This is a genomic window from Leuconostoc suionicum (genome assembly GCF_001891125.1).
Classification (GTDB): domain Bacteria; phylum Bacillota; class Bacilli; order Lactobacillales; family Lactobacillaceae; genus Leuconostoc; species Leuconostoc suionicum.
The window spans coordinates 415,297-432,787 of record NZ_CP015247.1 but is presented as its reverse complement, the minus strand read 5'-3'; the positions used below and the strand labels follow the sequence as shown (position 1 = coordinate 432,787).

Below are 17,491 nucleotides of genomic sequence, written 5' to 3'. Positions count from 1 at the left end.
CATGACTACAGCATGAGGAGGAGAAGGAGGGCTTGAGATGAGTTTTGTTTTTGATTCATGTTTTGCATGATGTGTTGCCTCCTGATTTCTTAATATCTAATATCATACAGGCCAGTAAAAACATTGTCAAGAAGATATCGGGCTTTACACGATAAAAATGTGAAAATTAGCCTTTGTAATTACTTATCCCCACCACTCCTTGTCAAAGTCACGCATTTTGGTCGTCAAGGATAACTGCGATGCATCAGTCACGTGCTGATAAGTTGTAGTATACGGATTTTTCATCAAATCGTGCATTTGTTGATAGATTTCACTAGCTAGAAAACGTGCTAATTCATCGTGAGTTGGCCAGAATGACCAAATCATATACTCTGACTTACCATTATCATTTTGAGCCATAATGGCATTTCCAGTTAATAACTTTGCAATCAACTCATCATTGTTATCCTTAGCCTGAAATGCAATTTGATGAACAACGTTCCCTTTAAATTGTCCGATAACTGCTCGACTCTCAAATCCAATAGGACGGGCAAATTTTGCAACGACATTCTGTGCATCAATGATGAGTAAATTTGTCCCTGCCAGTTGAGAAATTTTTCCTAAATAAAATACATTTTGCGGTTGAGCGCTTTGTAATGTTAACAGTTCCGAAACGGGTTGCTCTGGTGCTAATACTAAGTTTATTTTCATAAAAATGGCTCCTTTAATAGTTTAATAACGTCTGGTGTTAGCCGACTGCTGTTGTGGCTTATAAATGCCTGTACACCCTTAAACGTCGACAAATCAACATCTGTTTTAACAACATTTGCTTCGCTTAATGTTTTGGCAAAAGAAACATCGGCTCGTGTAATCATCGGCATGTCCCACGGCTCACTTAATAGCAATGATTCCCACTGCCCAATCAGTAATGCTTCTGCCCGCTTGTAGCGCCTGTCTTTATCAATAAAACTCTTAAGATCTTGAGGTTTTAATTTCATAGCGTAATAACCTTTCCAAATGGTGATGGTAGGCTTAATGTTTGCCCCTCTGGTAGTAACCAATACACATGTTTAAATTTGGTTTGAATCAACTCTTTTTCACCATCACCATCCGTAAAAATAACTACCAGTGTTTGCAGGGGAAAAAATTTTAAAGCAATTAATGCATCGAATATGCTTTGAAAAGTTGTTCCACCACCGGCGTGGCGTTCCCACGTTTTTATATTTTTAATTTGATGCACTTTCGTGTCAAACGAAAAGAAATGCACGTTAATATCAAATTGTTTTGTTATCTGCATGGCATTGGCTAAAAACTCACTTGCCTGTTGATTAGATATTGATGCAGAATTATCAATGAAAACAGCAATTTCCGTATCATAACGACTAATTTCTCCTGGTAGATCAAGTCGATATGCCTGTCGGCGATTAAACCTAGCTCGTGAATCTTTCTTTTTATTTGGTGCTTGACTGATACCAGTTCGCAAAATGCTTTTCCAGTTGCGCTTCGGTACGACAACCTCACTAATTTGTTGCAAAACAGCACCCGATACATTACCACGTCCAGCGTATCTCGTATCGTCGTTGGCTTTTTTTATCACGTTCTTCAATGCAGACTCAGCTTCTTCTATTGCATTACTTGCGCTTTTCCATTCCGTATGTTTTGGCAAAGTCTTCTTTTTCGCCTGTGAATTTTTTTGATCAACTTCTGACAATAAAGAAATATAGGTCGATGAATCCTGATTGTGTGGTAATTTAATGTGATAGAGTTCATTGATAGTTTGAAACGATATTGCACCAGGTAATTCACCCAAATCACTTGGTAAGTATTGGTTGACCGCTAAGTCAGTACCTATATCAACCATTTGATTATGTTTTCGTTCTTGCGCATAACGAGTCGGATGCTGCCAAATAACATGCAAAGCCTCATGAGCTAATGCAGCAGCAACCTGGTTGTGTGATGTAAAACGAGCCGTTAATAAATTAGGGTTAACCACCAAGTACCAGTGGTGTCCTTGCCATTTTAACGCTAATGGATTAGCAGCCTGTGGATTCACCTCTCGGACTAAGTTCATCACAATATTACCGTAGAGGGGTGATACATCGAGCAATGTTTTAATACCATCAATAATTAGCTTGTCATTCTCTGATTTCATCGTGTAGCAATATCCATAATCTGTTGATATAACACGTTGGCGTAATGATTATCAGAAGCATATAAATCATCCAAAATTGGCGCGCTCGTCATTTGTTTTACCAGTGCATACTGTCCATCGGGAGCAATCAAATTGAGTAACTCACTGAAACGACCAGCATTATTATCTAGTCTCATATCTGCCGTTAATAATAAAGTTTTCATCACGTTCAGCTTTTGAATTTCTGAAAAACTCTGGAATTTTTCACGTATTATCTGTGGTAATTTTGGACCACTTGGTGTTGAATTAAAGACGTCCTCAGCTGTTAGACTAGTTATTTTTTCTTGGACAAAAGTCACAAATTGTGTGGCACAATTGTCTCCAAGATCTCCCGCTACGATATCAAATAACAATTCATCTTGCTGCTCTTTGGCTAGTTTTTGCAACTGGAATAAATTATCAGATACGCGCTGCCACGCACGCGGGGTAGGATTCAAGTCAATATCTCGATTTTTTGGGTACAATAATTGGGCATTTTCGGCAATAAATTGGCGGACCAAGCCGTGTATGTGCGGTCGCTTTTTTCCTGATGCGGCCCACTGCAACCAATCACGAACTGAAACGGTCATGACCAGTCGAGTGGTTCGATCTTTAATCGCCGCATCAGATGTTTGAACCGCATATTCGGCATTCTCAAACCCTTGCATTGAATCATCGGGATTTTCTGCGAGAATGAGTTTGACATTATCAGGCAATACCAGATCATTAATTTGTCGCTGTAAAACAAGATTCATTAGTTCACCTTGTACCGCTTGTGATCCTCGGTTGAATTCATCTAAAAACCAGATAATGGTTCGGTCCGGCTCGATTTCAGCTTGTTCTATAATTTGTATCAAAGTGTGTGTATAACCAAATTTAATATCAGCCAATTGACCATAATTTTTAGTTTGCAAGAATGATGTCTCATTCAAAGGTGGGATTGGAATTGCTAAATCTCCTTTTTCAGATAGTGAAACTACTGTTGTAAAAAGTTTCGCATCCAATTTTTTAGCTACTTCAGCAACAAGGGCAGATTTTCCAATTCCAGCTTCTCCCACAATGGTTGGTACGTTACCGCCACGCAAAATTAAAGGTACAGCTACTAGTAATTTTTGATAAGTTAAACTCATATAAACCTCATGTTTTATGTATAGATAACCGTGTCTAAAAGCCAATAATTATCGCCACGTTTATTTCTATACCCTTTCTAAGTATATTCTACCGCAACACAAACAATCGTGCTAAAATGAAGACATGACAAAAAACATTTTAATCCTCGGTGCCAACGGTCAAATTGCTAAAATTGTGGTTGACATACTGGCAAATACCGATACAAAAATTACATTAACTTCTCTTCACGCTCGCCCTGAAAAGTCAATCAAATCACTTGATGCCACTAAAGAAGAAAATTTAGTTCGTGCGCTAAAAGACATTGATATTGTTTATGCAAATATTGGTGCAGAAGGTCGACAAAAAAACGCCGCTAATGCCTTAGTTAACGCAATGCACACTGCTGGCGTTAAGCGCTTAATTTGGGTCGCAACAATCGGTATTTACAATGAGATACCTACTGAAACTGCTGACATTTGGCGTAATATTTTGGGTACCCCAGACAATGAAAACACCTACATGGGAGATCAAGCTGCTGCAGCTAGGCGCATCGAAGAATCTCAATTGGACTATACAATCATTCGACCCAACGAACTAACTGATGATAATAAAATGCAACAACTGAATGTCCAAGCTGATCCTCACGAAAAAATTATTGGTGGCCCAATCACTAGAACAAGTGTCGCAGAGTTTATTGCTCAGCTATTATTAAATCCCGAGCAACATATTGCAGAATCCATTGCGATTTCTTCAACTAAATAACAATAATTTGGCCAGAATTTTCTAATACGGAAGGAGATTCTGGTTTTAATTTTTCTCAATTTAAATAAAATTTGGTATGCTAATACTTATGAAAAGTAAAATTAAAAAATACACAATTTCACCGCTTGCACTCAGTTTTTGGATTCCTTTTCTTGTTCTAATCGGATATTTTGCTTATCGGAAAATGGCACCCTTTGGTTCCAACTCTATACTGACTGTTGATCTTGGTCAACAATACATTGATCAATTTGCAGCATTCAAATACACTATTTTACAACACCCATCCAGTTTCTTCTATTCATTTTCAAACGCATTAGGCGGAGATATGTTAGGTGAATGGGCCTACTATTTGATGAGCCCATTTAACTTCATTTTTCTTTTTATATCAAACGCTAATTTACCTGCTGCGATTCTATTGGTTATCTGTTTAAAGATTGGTGCAGCTGGTCTCTCAATGGGTTACCTTTTAAAAAAACTGCATTTACAACACGGCTACTATATTACCCTCTTTGCCATCAACTTTGCCCTATCTGGTTGGTTTGTCGCTAATAATCTCAACCTACTATGGCTTGATACAGCTGTCATGCTGCCACTTGTAATTTATCAGCTTGAACAAGTATTCTACCGTCAAACATGGTGGCGTTATAGCGTCTTATTTGCTATTACTATCATCACGAATTATTATATTGGCTTCATGGTAGCCATCTTTATTGTTCTTTATTTTTTGTGGCGCCTCACATGGCCTAATGTTAAACATCGTCTAACTATTTTATGGCACTTTACTCTTGGTTCTATTATTGGTGGCGCATTGTCCGCGTGGCTTATTTTGCCCACCTACTTCCAATTGACGCTTGGTAAATCACAATATAATTCCGAATTTTCTTTCAAATTTGATAACAATCCATTGCATCTACTTCTCAAGTTAATTCCGGGTAGCTTTGATTTTGACCAAATGCAGAGTGGTCAAGCCAATTTCTATGTTAGCGCGTTTATTTTAATCACATTGATTACCTTTATTACCACTCGTGTCATACATTGGCGTGTCAAAGTTGGTGCGTTTGCTATTTTAAGTTTTCTCTTCTTGGCAACAACATGGGCACCCCTAACCTTACTTTTTCATGGTTTTCAATATCCAGTTTGGTATCCTTACCGGTTTAGCTTCCTAATTAGTTTTTTTGTTATATACTTAGCCGCAATGAGTTGGCAGCCGACTTGGCGACCACAAAAAATAACGCTTGTTTTGCTATTTGTTTCTTTTGTAGGCATCGCGGTATATGCGTTTATAAATGATCAAAAGACAAGCTACATAGACAGTAATAGCATTGCCATTTTTATTGGATTAGCTTTATTAACGTTAGTCCACTTTACTTTTAAAAGTCACGATCGTATTTGGTTGCCGCTGCTTAGTCTAATCACCATCGTTTCTCTTGGCGCCAATGTAGCATTAACACTCAATCATTTTTCATATCTTACAAACACCGAATACCAAAATGCCATTCGCGCCCTTACCGACGCAACTCAAAAAATTAAAAAAGATCGTTCATGGTACCGCGTGGCACAAACATTCCAACGAACACGTGGCGACTCTATGATGCTTAACTATTACGGTGGTGCTCATTTTAGTTCTGCTTTACCAAAAGCGACACCAACTTTCTTTGGTAATTTTGGTCAACCAGATGGTGATAATTACGTTGTTTATAGTAATGGTAGCGTATTATCTGATGCCTTTTTAGGAATGAAGTATTTTATCACGGCGAATGGCAAAGATAATGGAGACGCTGGTCAGCCTAGCCAACATCTAATTGGTTTTCGTCCTGATACCAAAAATTACAAGCTTAAGGCCACTACCAAAACCACAAATATTTATCAAAATAAAAATGCTTTGCCACTCGCATTTGCAGCTAGTTCCGGTGCATTGAATACCAAAATGCTTTTCAATAATCCACTTCAAAATCAAGGTAATCTTTGGCAAGGTATAACTGGCTCAACGACCTCAACTGTTCATGTTGACAACTTCCAAAAATCCATCGGAAATAACCTTACTGCACCAAGTATGATTACTGGTTCAATTATCACTCGACAAAATGCTGCAAAACCTGCAAGTCTTGACTTACAATTTACGCCCACAACTAATGATAGTTATTATCTGACGATTGGTAGCGGATTAGACATTAAAAATTTTGATTTATTAATTAACGGCAAAGTAATTACGCAATTCAATACCTATCGACATACTGTTGTTGTTAATTTGGCTACCAATGCCAAGGATAAATTACAAACTATTACATTCAGGCTTAAAGATACCCAGACGCTAGCGCTGACAAATGTGACTCTGTATCACATCGATAATAAGCGAATAGCCAAGGATTCGACTAATCTGAAACAGAATAGCCTAAAGATAAGCAAACGCTCACAGCGACGCATTGAAGGCACTATCAAAACAACGACCAAAAAGCCACTCATTATGACAACTATTCCGTCGATTCCGGGCTGGCAAGTTAAGGTTGATGGTAAAATAGTCAAAACGACCAAAGTAGCCAACTATTTTATAGCAGTAAAAACGAGACCTGGTCTCCATAAAATCTCCTTTGTTTACACACCACCTCTTTTCTATTACGGGGTGATAATTAGCTTACTCGCCTTATTGCTATTGTTAATAATTAATCGAAAATCTATTGCAAAAAAAATCCACACATGATATGCTTTTTCCGTTATATTTTGCGGAAAAAAGCGCAAATTGAAAGGAAACACTTATGTCTGAAGAAAAAACATATCCAATGACTGCTGAAGGCCGTGACAAGCTTCAAATTGAGTTGGAAGATCTTATTGCTAATCAACGACCAGAAATTACAAAACGTATTCAAGTTGCAAGATCATACGGGGACTTATCAGAAAACTCAGAATATCAATCAGCTAAAGATGAACAAGCCTTTGTTGAAGGACGCATTCAAACTTTAAAAAATATGATTGATAATGCTGAAATCATTGATTCTAATGCAACAGCCAAGGACGAAGTTTCATTAGGTAAGACGGTGACATTCAAAGAATTACCAGATGAAGAACCTGAAACATATGCTATTGTTGGTTCTGTAGAAGCTGATCCTTTGGCAGGAAAAATTTCTAACGAGTCACCCATGGCCAATGCCTTAATTGGTAAAAAGGTCGGGGAAACCGTTGCTGTTCCATTGCCAAATGGCATTAGCATTGACGTCGAAATTATTAACGTAACTAAATAATTCCAGTGTTAAAAAAGCACCTGCCTAGGTGCTTTTTTAAATTATGCGAAAGTATAAATATTGCCGATGATAATTGCGCCAATAACAACTAATATTGTACCAATCACAATTAACTTCATTTGATAACTTGACTTCTTTTCTCCTAATATATAGATACCACCAAAAGTACCAACAATAATACCTAATTGTGAGAATGTCGTTGCGATGGTTTGACCAACATCAGGATTGGCAGCTGAGATGAACATGAAAATATTACCAGCAGCCCAAACTAGACCTGTTACAATGTTACGCCAAGTTGGTAACTTAAACATGATACTTGATTCTTTCAGAACAAAGACAACAATCAGAAAGGCGCCAATAACTTGACCGATAGCTTGTGGTCCAACAATGGCAGTCATATAATCGACACCATTACCACGTGCTTTAATTGCATCAGAAATGTAACCAACTTTATTTAAGAAGTTTGGTAAAACAAAATAGAACATGAATCCGATAGTTGAAACAATCAGGTAGATAAGCCCTTTAGTCCAGTCCTTTTTTTGCTCTTGTGCTTCGATTCCTTCGCTGTTTTTTGCTTTATCACGAGCTGAAATCAAAGTTGCACCGATAACAACAGTAATGATTGAGATCACACCAATTGCCCACATTTTAGCAGTTTTCCATTCACCTAGGACAGCGGCCGCCATTAAAGCATTTGCTACAATTTGACCGGCTGTTGACAATGGAATAGCAAGCGAAACGCCCAAATCCTTAATAGCCAAAAACTGCCCTGCTGTTCCAACTGCCCAAACCAAACCAGAAACGACACCGACAACCCAAATATGACTGCTTAATTCGATGTGGCGTGGCATTACAAAGAAAAACATTGTTGCTAGGCCAAATATCAAAGCACCAAAGGTCATGCCTAATGTCTGTTGACCGGCTGTCCCTCCCATTTTTGTATTGACGATTCCAACGGAACCCCAAGCTAGTGCCGGCACTAAAGCCAGTATGATTGCTAAACTCATGCTAAATATTGCTCCTTTTCCATATGATGTTCTGTAAAACATCACTTTTTCACACTATTTATTTTACATTAGTGAAACCGTTTACACAAGCCTTTTTTACAATTTCTGTAAACGGTTTCAAATACTTGTTAATTTCTTAAAAATTTTGAATGCAAATCATGAAAAAGTTTACGTTATAATACTACTGGTAATCCTGATTACTACTGGTATACACTTACTTTTATTAAGTACGATATAATTATTTACAAGATGATTTTTGTAAATTTACATCATTTTTTAAAATATTAAAATTAAATAAGAAATATATATTGAAAACATATTCAGTAATATCGTATATTAAAACCCGATTATCTAGAGTGTCTAGATAATCGGGTTTATATTTATTTATCAAAACGTTGTAAATTCCATGTTTCGACCAAATTTATAATCAATTTTGGATAATTAACATCGGTTGCGTATGAATCTTTATACAGAGCTTTAGCAGCTTCCTTGTAGTTCTTTGCATCCAACACATCTTGGAATTGATTAGGATTCCAAGTATTACCATTCACTAATGTTTCAGCATGTTCTTTCATGCTATCTTTCCAATTGCTATACACAGCAAAACGCGCTTTTTGTGTCTCAGGTTTCCCATCAACATACTCAGTTGTTTCCAAAACAACTGATTTTCCTGCTGTCTCATCCTGAGTTTTAACACCAAAATAGTTATTGTATTTAGATGATAGTTTTGAGTTATCCCAGTTTGATTCGTGTGCTGCTTGAGCTATCGATATTGATGCTAAGATACCATATTTTTTACTGAGTGTCTGAGCATATGGTGCAATTTTATTGACAAAAGCCAAACGATGTTCGAATTCGCTTTTACCCGAAGTAGCCATCAATGTTATAACAGCAGGCTTATTTATACCATCTTTATTCAAGTCTTTATAATACGACTTTAGTTGTTTATCTGAAGTTGCCAACAATTTCGTCATTAAATCAGTAACATCTGTCACTTTATTTAAATCGTAGGCAGCTGGGTAAACATAATCTGCCAAGCTACTCTTAGAAGACATATTTTTCAATAAATCAGGATACTTTGCCTTCATTTTAGCAATAATAGATTTATCACTAAATGCCTTATTCACTTTATCTTGTGACAATTTAGTCTCACTAGCAACGTTTTTGGCAATAGCCGACCGATCCTGACCCGTTGCTACCAAAACATATCCTTTGCCCAATTGTGGTCCAGCATTAGGTCCTAGCGTCATCTGTTTGAAAATCAATTGAACCGTTTGAGAAGGTGATATTTTATAAGTACCTGCTTGGAGATCTTCAGCACCGTGCTTTAATGAATATTTGTAAAAGGCCTCAGAACTTTTAATAACTTTTTGTTTTTGCAATGCTTTTGCCATCTGAGAGGGTGTAGATCCGGATGGTATTTTCACAGTTTTAAACGTTGTGTCATTCGGATCTAATGCAGCTGTATTATCTGTCAATAAAACTTTTAATCCGAAAAACAAACCTATCACTATGACTAAAAGTAACAAAAGTAATATCAGACGATTAGGCTTTTTACGTTTTTTTCTAGGGTTACCGCTCTTATTCCCACTATTCATTGTATCAGCAAATGGATCGAGGCCTTTCTCAATCGCCTCAGCATTTTTGATCTCATGCTGATGTCTTTCTTTTCTGGACTGCATATCTCATCTCACCTCTTACAGCGTAATAAAGCGGCTAGTGTAGTCCACTAGCCGTCCACATACTCTAACATCTAACTATGCTTTCAAAGATTCAACATCTCTAGCAATCATTAGTTCTTCATTGGTTGGGATCAACAAGGCTTTGACCTTGGAGTCATTCGTAGATATTTCAACTTCTTTGCCGCGAACATTATTTTTTTCTTCATCTAATTTCACACCAAAGTAGTTTAATTTATCAATAATCATTTTACGAACTGGGACCGAGTTTTCACCAATTCCTGCTGTAAATACGATGGCATCAACGCCTCCCATTTCAGCAACATACTGTCCCACATATTTAACAACACGATTAATAAATATTCTAATAGCCATGTTGGCGTGTTCATTAGTGTCCTGAACATCTAGTAAATCGCGCATATCACTTGAAATCGTTGAAATACCAAGCAAGCCGGACTTTTTATTCAATATATTCAACATCTCTTCATTAGTTAGTCCTTCACGTTCTTGAATATAATAGACTAGTGAGGCATCGACATCTCCTGAACGCGTTGCCATAGCAACACCCGCTAAAGGAGAAAATCCCATAGAAGTATCTAATGACTTACCATCCTTAATAGCCGTAATTGATGCACCTGCACCCAAATGTAATGTAATCAATTTCAAGCTCTTCAGGTCTTTTCCAAGTAGTTCGGCTGCACGCGATGCAACATATCGGTGCGATGTGCCATGCGCACCATACTTGCGAGCACCATAACGTGTGTAGTATTCATAGGGTAAGGCATAAAGAAAGTTTTCATCTGGCATTGTTTGATGGAAAGAAGTATCAAAGACTGCCACTGACAATGCATCAGGAAGAAGCTTCTGGAAAGCACGAATTCCCATAGCATTGGCTGGGTTGTGAAGCGGTGCATAATCTGCAAGACGATCAATTTTAGCCAGTACTTCATCTGTTACTACCACGGAATGATTAAACCATTCACCACCAGCAACAACACGATGTCCGACACCAGTAATTTCATTAAAGTCCTTAATAATCCCCAGATCTGTTAACTTTTGCAACATGAAGTTAATAGCTTGTTGGTGGTTTTTAATTGCAGTAACGTTTTCATACTTCTTACCTTTGCCGTCTTTGGACAAAGTAATATGTTCGTCATCTTCTGAATGGCCAACCAAGCGCTCTGCATTGATTTCTGCACCGTATTTAATCGTTACTATTGCATCGTCCATACCAATGCGTTCGATAACACCTTGTGCAATTACTTGTTCTGCAGGCATCTCTAATAATTGAAACTTTAGTGATGAACTACCTGCGTTAACAGCCATTGTTTTAGCCATGATATTCTTTTTACCTGTCTTTCTTACCTAAATTCTAAGTGACAATGCCACGAATACAACAATTTTACTCATTCTCTAGTTTAACCCACGCTTTGATTTCTTGCAAAAAATTTTGCAATGATTTCAAATCCTTGAGCGAAGGATATTGACCCATGAGTACTTCACTATTTTTAGATTTTTGCTTTTTAAGCACTAAAATAGCTTTTGCTGCACGCGGATCTTGGAAAAATTCGTTTGGCAATTGTAGAAACGCTTTAAGTTGTGCTTGTGATGTAACAAATTGTAGTATTTTCTTTGCTTCATCGCCGTTCAAAATATTTGCGGGTACAAGTAGGTATATCCATCCATCATCTGTAACAAAGTCCAATGACTTTTCAATAAGTAGATGATGAACAAAAGAATATCCATTTTGATTACGAGTTATAAATTTGTCACTTGGCTGAAGTGGATAATACCCAACCGGTAAATCAGCTATAACAACTTTGGCTTTAGGAGCATCTTCTACGCTGATGGTATCCTCTTTGTATAGAGTTGTTTCATCGCTATTGATTATTTCATCTGTGGCGGACGCGAGCGCTAGTTGTGTTTCATCATTGTCAATCCCCACGCGTTTAATTGACACGTCTAGCATCTCATTTATTGTCCATAAAAGATTACCTGAACCAACGTTCATGTCGATAATCGTATCGCCATCTCGTAACCCGGCTGTCTGGTTAATAAAATCAGCCAGCAAATAGCCAATTCCATCGGGAGTAATCTGATAATTAGAAGGAATTTGATCCTCACGATTAGCTTTCAAAACAGCCAACTGTAGTGCTTTGCGTTTTTCAGCTGGTGATAATAAAGACCAGTTCATATCAATTGTTGACTGTATTATTTGCACCACATCGTTACTTGGCTTATCAAATTCACGATGGACAGTATGCGAATTAATATCTTCAAGTATCTCAATTAGTGCATCGATATAACTGATGTTCGTGTCTTTAACCAAAGATTGCGAAGCCCTAGTTAAAGCATCAAAATATTGTGCTATTTTTTCTTGTGTCATAGGTTTATTTTAGCGGTTTTAGGACCAGTTTTCAAGGTCATTTCACAAGCAATTCACGCTGATATATACGCTTTCCTAAGTAAATTTTTATTTGCTTATCCATAATGGTGACTTTAGCCTCATCAAAATTGAATTTGGTGGCATTATGTTTGTATACTTGTGTACTGACAATCATTTGTATCTTGTCAATCTTTGCCATTTCAATCAAATGTGCTCGCGCCCGCAACTGTTGATTAAAAGACATATTCTGCAAAATAAATAACGTGCTTAATGCCCCCAGAACAAGAATGGTTGGTACTAAGACATAAGCATTTTTTTTATTCATTTTGTACCGTCTTCTTTAAATGTAGTATACTTGAAAATTTACCTTTGTTAGTTGTAATTGTTAAGTTTAAGTAATTATTGCTATTATCCACCGCCAAATCTGTTACGTTTTGCATTAAAATTATCTGGCCCGCACTACTGCCACTTAATTGTAATTTATCATTTTTGACTTCAAGATACATATCTTTACCCTCATAGCTTTTGAGTCTCGCTGATGTCAATGTTGCTGACGTTATAGTATATTTTTGTGTTTCGAGTTGATGCGTGATGGTTTGCAGTACTGTTCCCTTTGGAGCATCAGAGATTTGCTTTAGGAGCGGAACAACAAACTGTAAAGAAATCAAAACTAACGAAGCTATAAACAATGATATCAAAGCTTCTACCAATGTAAATCCATCATTTTTCATTTGACTCTTCCCACTGATTTATAGCATCAATTCGCTCTCGTTCTGCAACTTTTAGTTTTCTTTCCAAGTTGCTTTTGTGAACATGAAATTGATGAACTTGTTCATACTCAAATGACATGCACACTGATACTAATATTAAAGCTAACATTGATTCTGCCAAAACAAATGCGGACTGCTTATTTTGAATTATTTGTTTCAACACGATATTCTCCTCCTCCAAGACTAAATATTAGTTTTATCGTCTGTTCTCCTGTTAGTGTCACTGTGGTTGGTGCAACATAGCCTGTTGTTAAGACATTTATTTTTTGTCGCGTATCTTTTTTTATACCTGCTGGATAAACTAATACTTGATTATTAAGTCTAACTTCCTTCTCATCAAAAATAACCTCAACTGTTTTTTGTTCATGTTGTGCTGTTAGTCTTGCGTTTTGCCAGTAGGTTTGAAATGTTGCTAGCCATTGTTGAGTGTCTGTTTTGGGGTGCGCCGATGTTTGTACCCCGACAAAAAGCAGCAAACTCACAATCGCTAATGTTACAGCTGACTCGATTAATGTAAACCCACTATTTGCGTGCTTCATTATGAACAATTATTATTTTAAGATCTTGTGCTTTTTGAAACTGTTTCTCAGTTAAATAATTTTCTGACTTTAGTGCAGCGAGAGTCACATTATCCTGATTGGGATGGTCATTTTGATATAAATCAATTTGTGTTTGAACAGTTGATACCATCGCTGTCGCATGGTTTTCTATAGCGTGTTTACGCTGTGCATTTAAATTTGGCAGAATAAGTAACATTAATAAACTAATAATAAAGAGTACAATTGCTGCTTCAATTAATGTAAATGCTTTTTTTGATTTCTTAAAAATGGTCATTGATATAGTCCTCCGATTGTTTGATACATTGGTAATAGCATGCTTATATAAAGACCAACAATTGCAACGCCAATAATACCAAAGAATAATGGTTGTAGTGTACCGATAAAGCGGTCAGTTTGTTGCATAAGTAATTGAAATTGTGTTTTTGAATAATAATCGAGATAGCGAGCAAGCACCTTAGGCTTATGCCCACGAATAAAATATCCAGCCAATGAATCATTAACAAATGACTGTGATAATATATATCTTTCGACATTACCGCCTAATTTGAGCTGTTTTTGAATATCATGCGCAAGCGCAACTGCGTACGATTTATTATTTTGTTGTGCAACTTCATCAATAATTTCTGGTAACGTTAGTCCACTAAACATTAACATTGATAATTGTTGGCTAATTTGATAAGTAACAATACTGCGCACTACCGTCCCCATAAACGGCAATTTAGCTAGTATATTTAATTGTTGGATCGATGATAAATGATGCCAATACCATAACCACAGTGTTAAGAAGATTAAAGCTAAGATACCGGTGCAGAACATAAATACATACGGATAATTAGTCGCTTCTTGATTAGTTTCTCGCCATTGATTGATCATTGGATATAAAAAACATTTTAGTCCAATCAGCAACAAACCGAGGATACCCAATAAAATAATTGGATAACGCATGACCTGTGATAATTTGTTTTGTTGTTGTTGAAATTTGGCAAGGGTCTGCCCAATTCGAACCAGTGTATTGGAAACATTCCCATGTTGGTCTGATAACCGCAATTGTAATAAAATATTTGGACTAATAAATGCCTCGAGAGCTTGATAGAATGGTTGCCCTGTTGATAAACCCTCCTGAACCTGACTAAGGATTGATTGCCATTTTTGATGTGCACTAGCTAAAATATCAATACTCTGCGCGATACTATAGCCAGATGATAGGAGCTCACCCAGCTCTTGAAAAAATAATACCTGGTCCCGCTTATTAAAGCGCGCTAAACTTTTGATAGGTTTCATTTGTTATCTTTCCTTCTTTCACGGCATCCGCCAGCGTTTCTCGCCATCTATTAGTAAATTTTGGTGAATTTTTTAAAGGCATTCCTTCTACAAAGTCAGCAACGGCAGCTTGCTTATTATCTGTCGTGGGCACTAGCCTTTGATAAACAATTTTTGTTAGTGCTGCTTCAAGCTGACTTTTATCAACACCTAGTTCCAACAAACGTAAAGCAACATCTTTTGTTGACATTGCGTGAATAGTACTAAATACTAAATGTCCACTCAAAGCCGCTTGTATCACAGCTTGAGCTGTTTTGGCATCACGAATTTCTCCGATTAGTAAGATTTCAGGTCGGTGGCGTAAAGCTACTTTAATTAATTCTGTATAGTCAATGCCCGCTGTTTCGTTAACCTGCAACTGCACAAACTCTGGGGCATTAATTTCTACGGGATCTTCAATGGTTAATACTAATTTATTTTCTGCAATGCTTTTTAATAAATGATAAAGTGTTGTTGTTTTACCTGATCCCGTTGGTCCTGAAATTAAAAATAGTCCTGAATCAGGTAACTTTAATGACATCTCATTAAATTGCTTTTCTGCCAACCAATTTTGCGCATGCTGTGCAGGATAAATTATCCGTAAAACAACCGTTTCTCGATTCAAAAAATCTCCCACAGTTGAAACACGTATCCAAATATCCTGTTTTTGAAAACGTCCGAGTTGTGGTCTTCTCCGCTCAGAAATATTCATCTTAGCACGATATTTAATAGCTGAAATCATTTTTTCAGCAGCTTTATTTTCCAAATATTCTTGAGTTACTATTGAACCACCAGTATGAAACTTTATAATAAACCTATCATTGTTAGGCAATATGTAAATATCACTAACTTCCTCAACAACAGCGTTATCAAGTAATTGATTAATTTCCATTATTAACTCCTTTCTCTTTTTTGAGCTCACAGTATCATACGAGTTTAGATATCTTTTCGCACAAAAAAGCATCTGACGAATATGCCAGATGCTTTTTGTTTGTCGTTTTATTGATTTTGTTCTGCTAATGTTACTGTATTTTCTAACAACGTTGCGATAGTCATTGGTCCAACACCACCTGGGACGGGGGTTATATAATCGGCAATCCCCTGGGCTGAGGGGAAGTTCACATCCCCCGTAGCTTTCCCATCAACAACATTCATACCAACATCGATTACTGTAGCGCCTTTTTTCAGGTCTTCACCTTGAATAAAGTTTGGAATACCAACACCAACAACCACAATATCTGCATTTTTCAAAAGTGACTTTAAAGTCGTTGGTTCGGTATAGCGATGTGCTAGGGTTACTGTAGCGTCTGCGTTAGTGAGCAAAGCAAACATTGGCCTACCAAATAATTGTGAGCGGCCAACGACCACAGCATTTTTCCCTTTTAAAGGAATATTATATTGCGCCAAAAGTGTCATCACACCTTGAGGCGTTGCCGCAACAGTATAATTTTCCAAAGAATCACCGAATAACATTCCTTGAACTGTTGCTCCTAGACCGTCAGCATCTTTATGTGGTGCTACAGCAGAAAAAATTTGTCGTTCTTTAATTCCTTTGGTTAACGGACTCTGAACCAGAATTCCTGTAATACTTTCATCGTCATTTAGCTCTTCTACTAATTGAATAACACTTTCTGTTGTTGCATCAGTTGAGATTGGTATATCTTGCGTTGCAATACCGAGTTTAGCTGCTTGACGTGACTTCATACCAACATATAACTGGCTTCCATCATTTGAAGGGTCATAAATAACTGCTAAAGTGACAGGCTTTTTTTGTTTAGCCACACGTGCTTTTGTTTGTTCATTGATGGTTTTTGCAACCGCCTTACCATCTAAAATTTCTGTCATATTTTTTTACTCCTTCAAATAAAAATGTGTTATTATCATTCTAACAGATTTATTTGATAAAGGAAGTTATTCATGGCAGATCAGCGTATTAGTTGGCATCAATATTTCATTGCACAAGCAGCAATTTTATCCACACGATCTACCTGCACGCGATTACATGTTGGTGCCATTATTGTCCGTGACCATCGCATTATTGCCAGTGGGTACAATGGCTCTGTATCTGGCACTCCTCACTGTACAGAAGTTGGTGACTTGATGGTTGACGGTCACTGTATTCGAGCAGTTCACGCAGAGCAAAACGCCTTGATGCAAGCTGCAAAAATGGGTATAACAATTGATGGATCGGAAGTTTATGTAACAGACGTGCCTTGCGTTCAATGTACTAAATTACTTTTACAAGCCGGTATCAATAAAATTTATTTTATGAGAGATTACCGAAATAATACCTTCGCCGAAGAACTATTAGCACAAAAAGGAATTGAATTAAAACAAGTTCCACTTTCAGCATTAACAGCGAAGCAAATTGATATGAACCAATTCATTGTATGAATACGATATCCCTTAAACTTTTTTAATCCAATAGAAAGAGATATCACATCGAAACCCCCGTTAAATCATTTGCTATTTAAGGGGGTTTTCGTTAGTATTTTAAGTAAAGATTAATTTTGAAAGGAAATGTGTTCGATTA

The 17,491-nt window shown here is 37.0% G+C and carries 20 protein-coding genes; 4 read left to right on the top strand and 16 right to left on the bottom strand.

Going from position 1 to position 17,491, the window contains the following annotated elements; genetic code table 11:
• Positions 1-183: 183 nt before the first annotated feature.
• The 4 genes from A6B45_RS02365 to A6B45_RS02350 are packed head-to-tail and all read right to left on the bottom strand — an operon-like array spanning position 184 to position 3,279.
• A complete protein-coding gene (locus tag A6B45_RS02365; protein WP_072613171.1) occupies positions 184-690 on the bottom strand; it encodes a hypothetical protein in 507 nt (168 codons plus the stop codon).
• On the bottom strand, positions 687-977 hold the full coding sequence (locus A6B45_RS02360) for a hypothetical protein (RefSeq protein WP_072613170.1): 291 nt from the start codon (positions 975-977) through the stop codon (positions 687-689). Before A6B45_RS02360 ends, A6B45_RS02365 begins: the two co-directional genes overlap by 4 nt.
• Complete coding sequence (locus A6B45_RS02355) at positions 974-2,131, bottom strand: vWA domain-containing protein (RefSeq protein ID WP_072613169.1); 1,158 nt, start codon at positions 2,129-2,131, stop codon at positions 974-976. Before A6B45_RS02355 ends, A6B45_RS02360 begins: the two co-directional genes overlap by 4 nt.
• On the bottom strand, positions 2,128-3,279 hold the full coding sequence (locus A6B45_RS02350) for an AAA family ATPase (RefSeq protein ID WP_072613168.1): 1,152 nt from the start codon (positions 3,277-3,279) through the stop codon (positions 2,128-2,130). The genes A6B45_RS02355 and A6B45_RS02350 overlap by 4 nt, the downstream gene beginning before the upstream one ends.
• Before the next feature lie 124 nt (positions 3,280-3,403).
• On the opposite strand from A6B45_RS02350, the gene A6B45_RS02345 reads away from it, so the two are divergent.
• The 3 genes from A6B45_RS02345 (at position 3,404) to greA (ending at position 7,257) form a co-directional block, all read left to right on the top strand.
• Complete coding sequence (locus A6B45_RS02345) at positions 3,404-4,021, top strand: NAD(P)-binding oxidoreductase (protein ID WP_072613167.1); 618 nt, start codon at positions 3,404-3,406, stop codon at positions 4,019-4,021.
• Between the two features lie 88 nt (positions 4,022-4,109).
• Complete coding sequence (locus tag A6B45_RS02340; RefSeq protein ID WP_072613166.1) at positions 4,110-6,719, top strand: YfhO family protein; 2,610 nt, start codon at positions 4,110-4,112, stop codon at positions 6,717-6,719.
• A 55-nt stretch (positions 6,720-6,774) separates the two neighbouring features.
• Positions 6,775-7,257: a transcription elongation factor GreA gene (greA, locus tag A6B45_RS02335; protein ID WP_072613165.1), complete on the top strand. Its 483-nt coding sequence runs from the start codon at positions 6,775-6,777 to the stop codon at positions 7,255-7,257.
• Positions 7,258-7,298: 41 nt separating this feature from the next.
• Here greA and A6B45_RS02330 read toward each other — a convergent pair whose 3' ends face one another.
• From A6B45_RS02330 to A6B45_RS02275, 12 genes are all read right to left on the bottom strand, one after another.
• The gene (locus A6B45_RS02330) at positions 7,299-8,264 is read right to left on the bottom strand and encodes a GRP family sugar transporter (RefSeq protein ID WP_072613164.1); all 966 of its coding nucleotides are present in this window, start codon (positions 8,262-8,264) and stop codon (positions 7,299-7,301) included.
• A 380-nt stretch (positions 8,265-8,644) separates the two neighbouring features.
• A complete protein-coding gene (locus tag A6B45_RS02325) occupies positions 8,645-9,946 on the bottom strand; it encodes a glycoside hydrolase family 73 protein (RefSeq protein WP_072613163.1) in 1,302 nt (433 codons plus the stop codon).
• A gap of 75 nt (positions 9,947-10,021) precedes the next feature.
• On the bottom strand, positions 10,022-11,281 hold the full coding sequence (locus A6B45_RS02320) for an acetate/propionate family kinase (protein WP_072613162.1): 1,260 nt from the start codon (positions 11,279-11,281) through the stop codon (positions 10,022-10,024).
• Between the two features lie 64 nt (positions 11,282-11,345).
• On the bottom strand, positions 11,346-12,329 hold the full coding sequence (locus A6B45_RS02315; protein WP_072613161.1) for a class I SAM-dependent methyltransferase: 984 nt from the start codon (positions 12,327-12,329) through the stop codon (positions 11,346-11,348).
• A gap of 37 nt (positions 12,330-12,366) precedes the next feature.
• Positions 12,367-12,654: a hypothetical protein gene (locus A6B45_RS02310; protein WP_072613160.1), complete on the bottom strand. Its 288-nt coding sequence runs from the start codon at positions 12,652-12,654 to the stop codon at positions 12,367-12,369.
• Positions 12,647-13,060 (bottom strand): prepilin-type N-terminal cleavage/methylation domain-containing protein, encoded by a 414-nt coding sequence (locus tag A6B45_RS02305; protein ID WP_072613159.1) that lies wholly within the window; start codon positions 13,058-13,060, stop codon positions 12,647-12,649. Before A6B45_RS02305 ends, A6B45_RS02310 begins: the two co-directional genes overlap by 8 nt.
• Complete coding sequence (locus A6B45_RS02300) at positions 13,050-13,262, bottom strand: hypothetical protein (RefSeq protein ID WP_237048956.1); 213 nt, start codon at positions 13,260-13,262, stop codon at positions 13,050-13,052. Before A6B45_RS02300 ends, A6B45_RS02305 begins: the two co-directional genes overlap by 11 nt.
• Positions 13,237-13,638: a type II secretion system protein gene (locus A6B45_RS02295; RefSeq protein WP_072613158.1), complete on the bottom strand. Its 402-nt coding sequence runs from the start codon at positions 13,636-13,638 to the stop codon at positions 13,237-13,239. The genes A6B45_RS02300 and A6B45_RS02295 overlap by 26 nt, the downstream gene beginning before the upstream one ends.
• A complete protein-coding gene (gene comGC / locus A6B45_RS02290) occupies positions 13,622-13,933 on the bottom strand; it encodes a competence type IV pilus major pilin ComGC (RefSeq protein ID WP_072613157.1) in 312 nt (103 codons plus the stop codon). The genes A6B45_RS02295 and comGC overlap by 17 nt, the downstream gene beginning before the upstream one ends.
• On the bottom strand, positions 13,930-14,940 hold the full coding sequence (locus A6B45_RS02285) for a type II secretion system F family protein (RefSeq protein ID WP_072613156.1): 1,011 nt from the start codon (positions 14,938-14,940) through the stop codon (positions 13,930-13,932). Before A6B45_RS02285 ends, comGC begins: the two co-directional genes overlap by 4 nt.
• On the bottom strand, positions 14,909-15,922 hold the full coding sequence (gene comGA / locus A6B45_RS02280; protein ID WP_438501789.1) for a competence type IV pilus ATPase ComGA: 1,014 nt from the start codon (positions 15,920-15,922) through the stop codon (positions 14,909-14,911). The genes A6B45_RS02285 and comGA overlap by 32 nt, the downstream gene beginning before the upstream one ends.
• Positions 15,923-15,957: 35 nt before the next feature.
• Complete coding sequence (locus A6B45_RS02275; RefSeq protein ID WP_072613154.1) at positions 15,958-16,803, bottom strand: bifunctional 5,10-methylenetetrahydrofolate dehydrogenase/5,10-methenyltetrahydrofolate cyclohydrolase; 846 nt, start codon at positions 16,801-16,803, stop codon at positions 15,958-15,960.
• A gap of 72 nt (positions 16,804-16,875) precedes the next feature.
• Between A6B45_RS02275 and A6B45_RS02270 the strand changes: the two genes are divergently transcribed.
• Positions 16,876-17,352, top strand: a complete 477-nt coding sequence (locus tag A6B45_RS02270; protein ID WP_072613153.1) for a deoxycytidylate deaminase — start codon at positions 16,876-16,878, stop codon at positions 17,350-17,352.
• The last annotated feature ends 139 nt before the right edge of the window (positions 17,353-17,491 follow it).

Bases quoted from the DNA above. Each gene is read 5' to 3' on its own strand.
- A6B45_RS02365 (WP_072613171.1), bottom strand. From the start codon at position 690: ATGAAAATAAACTTAGTATTAGCACCAGAGCAACCCGTTTCGGAACTG.
- A6B45_RS02360 (WP_072613170.1), bottom strand. From the start codon at position 977: ATGAAATTAAAACCTCAAGATCTTAAGAGTTTTATTGATAAAGACAGG.
- A6B45_RS02355 (WP_072613169.1), bottom strand. From the start codon at position 2,131: ATGAAATCAGAGAATGACAAGCTAATTATTGATGGTATTAAAACATTG.
- A6B45_RS02350 (WP_072613168.1), bottom strand. From the start codon at position 3,279: ATGAGTTTAACTTATCAAAAATTACTAGTAGCTGTACCTTTAATTTTG.
- A6B45_RS02345 (WP_072613167.1), top strand. From the start codon at position 3,404: ATGACAAAAAACATTTTAATCCTCGGTGCCAACGGTCAAATTGCTAAA.
- A6B45_RS02340 (WP_072613166.1), top strand. From the start codon at position 4,110: ATGAAAAGTAAAATTAAAAAATACACAATTTCACCGCTTGCACTCAGT.
- greA (WP_072613165.1), top strand. From the start codon at position 6,775: ATGTCTGAAGAAAAAACATATCCAATGACTGCTGAAGGCCGTGACAAG.
- A6B45_RS02330 (WP_072613164.1), bottom strand. From the start codon at position 8,264: ATGAGTTTAGCAATCATACTGGCTTTAGTGCCGGCACTAGCTTGGGGT.
- A6B45_RS02325 (WP_072613163.1), bottom strand. From the start codon at position 9,946: ATGCAGTCCAGAAAAGAAAGACATCAGCATGAGATCAAAAATGCTGAG.
- A6B45_RS02320 (WP_072613162.1), bottom strand. From the start codon at position 11,281: ATGGCTAAAACAATGGCTGTTAACGCAGGTAGTTCATCACTAAAGTTT.
- A6B45_RS02315 (WP_072613161.1), bottom strand. From the start codon at position 12,329: ATGACACAAGAAAAAATAGCACAATATTTTGATGCTTTAACTAGGGCT.
- A6B45_RS02310 (WP_072613160.1), bottom strand. From the start codon at position 12,654: ATGAATAAAAAAAATGCTTATGTCTTAGTACCAACCATTCTTGTTCTG.
- A6B45_RS02305 (WP_072613159.1), bottom strand. From the start codon at position 13,060: ATGAAAAATGATGGATTTACATTGGTAGAAGCTTTGATATCATTGTTT.
- A6B45_RS02295 (WP_072613158.1), bottom strand. From the start codon at position 13,638: ATGAAGCACGCAAATAGTGGGTTTACATTAATCGAGTCAGCTGTAACA.
- comGC (WP_072613157.1), bottom strand. From the start codon at position 13,933: ATGACCATTTTTAAGAAATCAAAAAAAGCATTTACATTAATTGAAGCA.
- A6B45_RS02285 (WP_072613156.1), bottom strand. From the start codon at position 14,940: ATGAAACCTATCAAAAGTTTAGCGCGCTTTAATAAGCGGGACCAGGTA.
- comGA (WP_438501789.1), bottom strand. From the start codon at position 15,922: ATGCTTTTTTGTGCGAAAAGATATCTAAACTCGTATGATACTGTGAGC.
- A6B45_RS02275 (WP_072613154.1), bottom strand. From the start codon at position 16,803: ATGACAGAAATTTTAGATGGTAAGGCGGTTGCAAAAACCATCAATGAA.
- A6B45_RS02270 (WP_072613153.1), top strand. From the start codon at position 16,876: ATGGCAGATCAGCGTATTAGTTGGCATCAATATTTCATTGCACAAGCA.